Raw genomic sequence first — 6,736 nt, 5'->3', positions numbered from 1 at the left:
ATTAAGGATCAGGAACCGGATCAGGAGATCTCATCAGAACCGGTTCAGCAGGAATCAGAGGAAGCGGTTGAGGTTGAAGAAAAAGCGGAAGCCCAGGATTCACCTGCTGCAGTGATTGCCCCGGAAGAGGAAGTAAAAGCGGTTGATTGGGAATTGCAATTTGAGCCTGAAGAGGAAGCTGTTGAGGAGCCTGCTAAGCAAGAGGAACCTCAAATATCTGCGGTTGAAGATGGGATCAAAGAGGAGGGGGAAGAGGAGCAGGAATTTGTTGAAATAACTCTGGGGGAAAAGTCAGAAGAGGGTGTTGATGCGGAGATCCCTGCTGAGCCGGAGATCTCTCAGGATGTTCCTGAAGAGAGTAAAATCGATGAAGTCCAGCAAGATGTGGAGGCCTCTGCAACCCCTGCTGATGAACCGATAGAGAGTGAGCAGGAATCTGAGGATGAAGAGTTCACAATGGAAACAATAATGGATCTGGATATAAGCCGGATTCCTCGTTCTCCTCAGGAGTTACCGAGCGAACTTCGCATGCCTGAAAAAAAGGCTGAACTTTCCGAGTTTGAGGATAACTTTAAAGAGATTGAAGCTTCCATTTCTGAAAAGACCGACACTGATTATGGCACCGTAACACAGGTAAAAGCCGAAGAAAAGGTAGTCGGAGGTGAACCAGAGCAGGAAATAGCCTCACTGCAGTCTCATGGGGGTGAGGTGATCGGTCCTGCTTATGAATTGCAGGAAGAAGAGTCGGGTATTGAAGTCTTTGAGATAAAAGATCAGGCGGATGAGGAAAAGAAACCTGAAGAAAAGGCGAAGAGTGAAGGGAGTGAAGATCATGATATGCTGACTGGTGATGATATCGCCAGTAAGATTGATGCTTTCTTCAAACTCTAAATCTGTCTGTTTACATTACAGCGGCCTTATCCTGCGCAAGAAGCTCCAGAATAAGACCGCTGCTTTTTTTTATGAACCGAGTGCTCTTGAAACTTCATTTCTGTCTTTACCTGCAGTAAAATTGCTACTTTATTTTTGAACAATCTCCTTAAAAAACTCTATTGCGCCCTTTATATCATTTTCATCCGGATGTCCTTTTGCGATTCCACCGATAAGTTTAAGAGGGCCAAATGTGTCAAAACCTTTGCATCCATAGGTTCCAAGCAACTGGCCGGACTTTTCTTCGATGATCCGTTTCATCTCCTTTGTGTTGCCTCTATTAGCACCATAGGTATTTATAAGAAATACTCTTTTTTTAACCGGCAGGTTGTTCCTGGCAAAATCCATAACTTCCCTGCTGAATTTACCGAAATATGTACCGGATGCAAACCCTGTCAGGTCGTAACCGGATAAATCTGCCACTTTACTTTCAACCACATTGATCAGTGTTATATCATACTTTTCCTTAATGGCATCCAGAAGTTTCTTCGTATTCCCATGATGCTGGGAGTAGTATGCAATAGCAACTTTCACAAGTATACCTCCTTTTTGTTTTCATTTTTCATTCGATACCGGACATGGTACCTGTCGTCTGATCTTGTTTTATAATTACCTGTTAAAGCAACATCTATTTTTACAGAATTAAATGGACAATCTGCCCGCTTCAGGTGTGTTATTTACATTGAATTGCCCGGGCTATTTCTTGAAAATAGTTTTTACTTCCGGTTAACAGCGTTTCCTTTTGGATGGAATGCTTCAAACCGGCCAAATGAAAAGAGGTAGTGGTAATAACAAAGAGTGTGAATTATTTTATTAGTCTTTTTTAGCCGGGAGGGATTATGGGAAAAAAGCTGGAATATCTTCGCCTGAATATCTTTAGTCTCATGCTGATAGCTACTGTTGTGGCCAGATACTTTACTCCAGAACTTCAGCAAAACCCCCAGTTCTCTTTTGCATACCTGGATCCGGGTACCGGAACAATGATAATTTCTGCTATTGTGGGGATTTTCGCAACCATAATTCTCGGAGTAAAAACCTTCTGGTTTAAAATCGCATCTTTCTTTAAATCTAAAAAGAAAAATTGATTTTTATTCTCATTCACAATAATTCGAAAGCAGATTGTGAAACAGAATCCTTTCCTTTCGCTGAGCCTGTTTTTTAAATCATTTCAGAATTACAGGGCATTCAACAAGCTTACAGATGATCAACGCAACATAGTGGTCTATTCGGAAAGCGGCCAGGACTGGCATCATTTCCGTAAGATCATTGAAGAGTTGTTATCAAATTCCAGATCCGTATGTTATATCAGTTCGGATCCTCTGGATCCGGGGCTTTCTAAAAAACATCCCTTGTTTATGCCCTTCTACATTAAACCTGGTTTTTGGCAGATCATGCTCTTTCAGTTCCTGAAAGCAGACAGCCTTTTGCTGACCATGATAGATCTGAACGTTTTTCAGCTCAAACGATCTATCAATCCTGTTCATTACATATATCTGTTCCATGCCATGGGCAGTACCCACATGGTTGATTTTGAGAACTCCTACGATCACTATGACACAATTCTTTGTGTAGGGCCACACCAGATCAGGGAGATCCGTAAACGGGAGCAGATGAAAGGGCTTGCTCCCAAGAATCTGATTCCTCATGGATATGCCAGGGTAGAGGAGCTTTATAATGAAGCTGCCAAAAGGTGTAAACCTCCGCAAAAACCTTACTCAATCCTGCTGGCTCCTACCTGGGGGGAGAATTCGATACTCAATCTTTGCGGTAAAGAAATAGTCGGTGTTTTACTCAATGCCGGATTCAGGGTTACCCTGCGTCCTCACTACCAGACTCTTAAACTCACTCCCAAAGTAGTGGAAGAGATTTTAAGGCTTTACGGACAAAACCCCTTACTCAAATATGTCAACCGCATGGGTGATACAGATTCGCTTTTTGATTCTGATCTCCTGGTGTGCGACTGGTCATCTACATCTATTGAATATGCCCTTGGCCTTGAGAAGCCGGTTTTATACATAGATGTCCCCCGTAGAGTAAGAAACCCCTCATACCAGGAACTGGGACTGGAGCCCATGGAGGTAAGTATCCGTAATGAAGTGGGATTCGTACTCAAGATGGATGAACTCGAAAAAGCGCCACTTGTAATTGAGAAACTTCTGTCTGATCCCGAGCAATTCAAGAAGAAGATTTCCAATTTACGGGAGAATATCCTTTTTAATTTCGGAAAAAGTGTTGAAACAGGGGCCAGAGAGATAATGAAAATTGCAGATATGCAGAAGCAAAAAAGACTCGATGGCACCCTTGGCTCCCAAAACACTGTAAGGAACAATGAAAACCAGTAATCTACCTGAGAGCTCGTCGCCTGAATCAGCCATTGCTGTAGGTGTAAAAAAGAAACCATCGTTATTTTTAAAGGGTTCATGGTGGCAGATGAAAGGACGTCTGGAACTTTTCAGATGGAGTGCGGGGTTCTTTTCCATTACTGCTGTTTTGACGCTTCTTATTGGTTTACTCTATATCACTACGTACAGATTCCCGGGTGATTTTCTCTCCATCGCTTATACTCTTACCGCTTTTATCAGCCATTTTGCGTCCTTTTCAATCATTGCATGGATAGCTCTTGTTTTCCCGTTGATCATTTTTCTGCCTTATCGGAAGTTCATAATTCCTGCATGTGTGGCATTGACATCCATTGTATTGTGTGTCGAACTTCTTGATGCGCAGGTGTATACTTCCAACCGGTTCCATTTTAATCTTCTTACTGTAAAGATACTGGGATGGAAGACCTGGGGTTTTGGAATCCTGTATCTGTTCATTTTTACTGTGTTCAATTCGTTTGTGGCTAAAATATGCTGGAATCGTTTTGTAATTGACCGCAAAAAGATCTGGCTTTCGGTCAGTCTGCCGGTTACTCTGGTATTTCTGCTCTTTACTCATTTTACTCACATGTGGGCTGATGCTACAGGGTATGTGGATATCACCAGATTTACCACTACACTGCCGCTTTTTTATCCGTCAACCAGTAAAAGATTCATGGTCAAACATGGACTCGTTGATATCTCAAACAGACGAGTACTTCCTAAGAAATTAACCAGCAGCGGAAGTGTGTTTGCTTATCCTCAGAAACCGCTGGAATTTGCAGTTGAAAATCCTGATAAAAACATACTATTAATCGCTGTTGATGGCATGCGATACGATATGATGAATCCTGTGAATGCACCGCGCTGTTTTGATTTCGCCAGCAGAAACGGAACCATTTTCAGGAACCATTATAGCGGTGGAAACTCCACAAAGATGGGGACGTTTTCTATTTTCTATGGAATACCTCCAACCTATCAGCAGTTTGTGGAATCCAATAAATGCTCTCCGCTTTTTATCGACAGACTTCTTCAGACAAACTATTCTATAGGGATTTTTACCAGCTATAAATTGTATGCTCCGGCAAATCTGGACATCACTGCTTTTGTAAAAATTGAGAATCTCAGGCTTGAAACTGTGATACCTGACCCTCAGGCAGCTTATCGAAATGATTCCGCTATCACTGATCAATGGAAAGAATGGCTGGACCACAGAAATACTGACCGGCCATTTTTCGGGTTCCTGTTTTATGATGCACTCTGTACTGAGAATTATCCTCCGGCATATAAAGACAAAATTCAGTATGATAAAGGAATGACAGAGGCACAAAAAAAGTTTGCCAGATACAAAGTGAGTCTTCAATATTCTGATTCACTTGTAGAATCGATTCTGGAGGATCTCACAAGACGAGGTTTACTGGAGAGCACTGTTGTAATTATTACCTCAGATCACGGGGAGGAATTTGATGATAATGGTCTGGGGTACAACGGGCATGGCAGTTCTTTCAGTGATTGGCAAATAAGGACTCCATTTGTTACAATCTGGCCTGGAAAACCGAAGGGAATTGTTGAGAGAAGGACTTCTCATTATGATATTGTTGCCACACTGATGAAAGATGTGTTCATGGTGAAAAATCCGGAATCCGATTACTGTTCAGGTAAAAATCTGTTTTCAGAAGAGTCCTGGGAGTGGATTCTTACAGGAAGCTATTTCAATTTTGCGATTGTAGAGCCAAGCCAGATCACAGTTCAATTCCCGGGAGGATATTATGAGGTCAGAGACAAACAATATCAGATCGTAAAAAAACCGCAGATCGGCCCTAATATCGTTTCCGCATTAGGTGAAGTGGGCAGGTTTTTTAAACAGTAACCATGCGAAAGTAACACGATGTTTAAAAGGTTCACCTCTTTATACCTTCTTCTGTTCATATTTTTACCTGCTGATATTTTTTCAAAAAATACAGAGTTACTTTCCGATACATTGCTCTCTTTCTATATTCAGAATCAGGTTATTCGCTTTACCGCAGATGGTGATCTTGTTGACATCGGGTTATCCTATAACTACTATGATGTTGTCAGAATAGATAAAAAACTCCAGGTTCAGAATGGCGGGGTTCCATTAATAAGAATGGAACCAGGAAAAGAGCTGTTTTCAGACAGTAATGATAAGCTGTCACCATATATCCTTCATCAATCCGAATCAGATACAACTGTTTCTTTGAGTTTCTTTTCACCACCTTTGGCATCAGGTGCCCAGGTAGTAAAAGAATACTCTTTCCATAAAAACAACTATTCTCTGGTTTTCTCGGGCAGATTTATTGGTGAGAATAAAGAGGCTGTACCGACGAAGAATCTCTCTAAATTGCAGGTTACCTTTCCCGATAGTATAAGAGACGGAGAGGATCTGGTAATCTTCGGTAAGAAAATCAGAACCCTCGGCTTGAAAAAAGCACCGGACACCGACACTTTAAAAGAAAAGCACTGGACAGGAATTCACAACAGATTCTGGGGCTGTTTTGTTCAATCTGCAGGGAAAAGTCTGTCCTTATCCCATAAAGACGGTGCATTTATTATTGAGGGGCCTTCAGATGCTTCTCAATCTTTCAGCTTGAAAGTTTATTATGGTCCGATAGTTTACAAAGAACTTAAAAAAACCGACCCGCAGCTTGGCAGACTTCTTTATCGTTTACCATCATGGATAAGATGGTTATCCTTTGGGTTTTTGCTTGTTTTTGACTTCCTGTTGAGGATACTTCACAGTGTCCCGATATCATTGATTTTATTGTCTGTTTGTGTAAAGATTGTACTGGCACCGCTTTTTAAGATTGCCGACAGATGGCAAAAGGAGGTAAACCGTCAATCCTCACTGATTCAGCCGCATCTCGATGAGATAAAAAGAAAGTATAAGGGTGAGGAGCAGACAAGAAAAACTCTGGAAGCTTATAAGGAACTAGGAATAAGCCCTCTTTATTCATTGAAGAGTCTGCTGAGTGCTGCTATTCAGATACCGGTTTTCTTCGCGGCTTACGACATGCTAAGTGAGCATATTGTTTTAAGCTGTTCCTCCTTTTTATGGATAAAAGATCTCTCTTATCCGGATCAGCTCTTTAAGTTTCCCTTCAGTATTCCTTTTTTTGGTGAGTATTTCAATATTCTCCCATTTATAATGACCTCTTTTACAATTGGTGCTTCATGGATACACGCCGATTCCTCACTTTCCAGATCTCTTCAGAAAAAGCAGAGGAAAAATCTATATTGGATGGCGGCTCTGTTTTTTCTTCTACTTTACAGATCACCGGCAGGAATGGTTATTTACTGGACGATGAACAACATACTGGCTTTTCTTTCCACTGTATTTGAGGTCACAATGCAAAAGTTTGGAAAAGGAAAAGACAAACCATCCCAACCGGTAATTTCAGCAGGTAACTGAAAGGATTTTAAGGCAGATT

General features: G+C 41.4%; 6 protein-coding genes. 5 read left to right on the top strand and 1 reads right to left on the bottom strand.

What is annotated here, in order from left to right; translation table 11 throughout:
- Positions 1 to 891 (top strand): hypothetical protein (locus GX089_17555; protein ID NLP04303.1); only part of this gene is annotated, 891 nt, incomplete at its 5' end.
- Between the two features lie 129 nt (positions 892 to 1,020).
- On the opposite strand, the gene GX089_17550 is transcribed toward GX089_17555, so the two are convergent.
- Positions 1,021 to 1,464, bottom strand: coding sequence for a flavodoxin (locus GX089_17550; protein ID NLP04302.1), 444 nt, complete (start codon positions 1,462 to 1,464; stop codon positions 1,021 to 1,023).
- A 305-nt stretch (positions 1,465 to 1,769) separates the two neighbouring features.
- On the opposite strand from GX089_17550, the gene GX089_17545 reads away from it, so the two are divergent.
- The 4 genes from GX089_17545 to yidC all read left to right on the top strand — a co-directional run bounded on the left by GX089_17545 (position 1,770) and on the right by yidC (position 6,717).
- A complete protein-coding gene (locus GX089_17545; protein NLP04301.1) occupies positions 1,770 to 2,015 on the top strand; it encodes a hypothetical protein in 246 nt (81 codons plus the stop codon).
- 36 nt (positions 2,016 to 2,051) lie between these two features.
- On the top strand, positions 2,052 to 3,272 hold the full coding sequence (locus GX089_17540) for a CDP-glycerol--glycerophosphate glycerophosphotransferase (protein NLP04300.1): 1,221 nt from the start codon (positions 2,052 to 2,054) through the stop codon (positions 3,270 to 3,272).
- A complete protein-coding gene (locus tag GX089_17535) occupies positions 3,259 to 5,157 on the top strand; it encodes a DUF3413 domain-containing protein (protein ID NLP04299.1) in 1,899 nt (632 codons plus the stop codon). The genes GX089_17540 and GX089_17535 overlap by 14 nt, the downstream gene beginning before the upstream one ends.
- Positions 5,158 to 5,268: 111 nt before the next feature.
- On the top strand, positions 5,269 to 6,717 hold the full coding sequence (gene yidC / locus GX089_17530; protein ID NLP04298.1) for a membrane protein insertase YidC: 1,449 nt from the start codon (positions 5,269 to 5,271) through the stop codon (positions 6,715 to 6,717).
- Positions 6,718 to 6,736 lie beyond the last annotated feature (19 nt).

The sequence above is a fragment of the Fibrobacter sp. genome, from assembly GCA_012523595.1.
Classification (GTDB): domain Bacteria; phylum Fibrobacterota; class Chitinivibrionia; order Chitinivibrionales; family Chitinispirillaceae; genus JAAYIG01.
This window is presented reverse-complemented; position numbering and strand designations above follow the sequence as displayed.

Bases quoted from the DNA above. Each gene is read 5' to 3' on its own strand.
- GX089_17545 (NLP04301.1), top strand. From the start codon at position 1,770: ATGGGAAAAAAGCTGGAATATCTTCGCCTGAATATCTTTAGTCTCATG.
- GX089_17535 (NLP04299.1), top strand. From the start codon at position 3,259: ATGAAAACCAGTAATCTACCTGAGAGCTCGTCGCCTGAATCAGCCATT.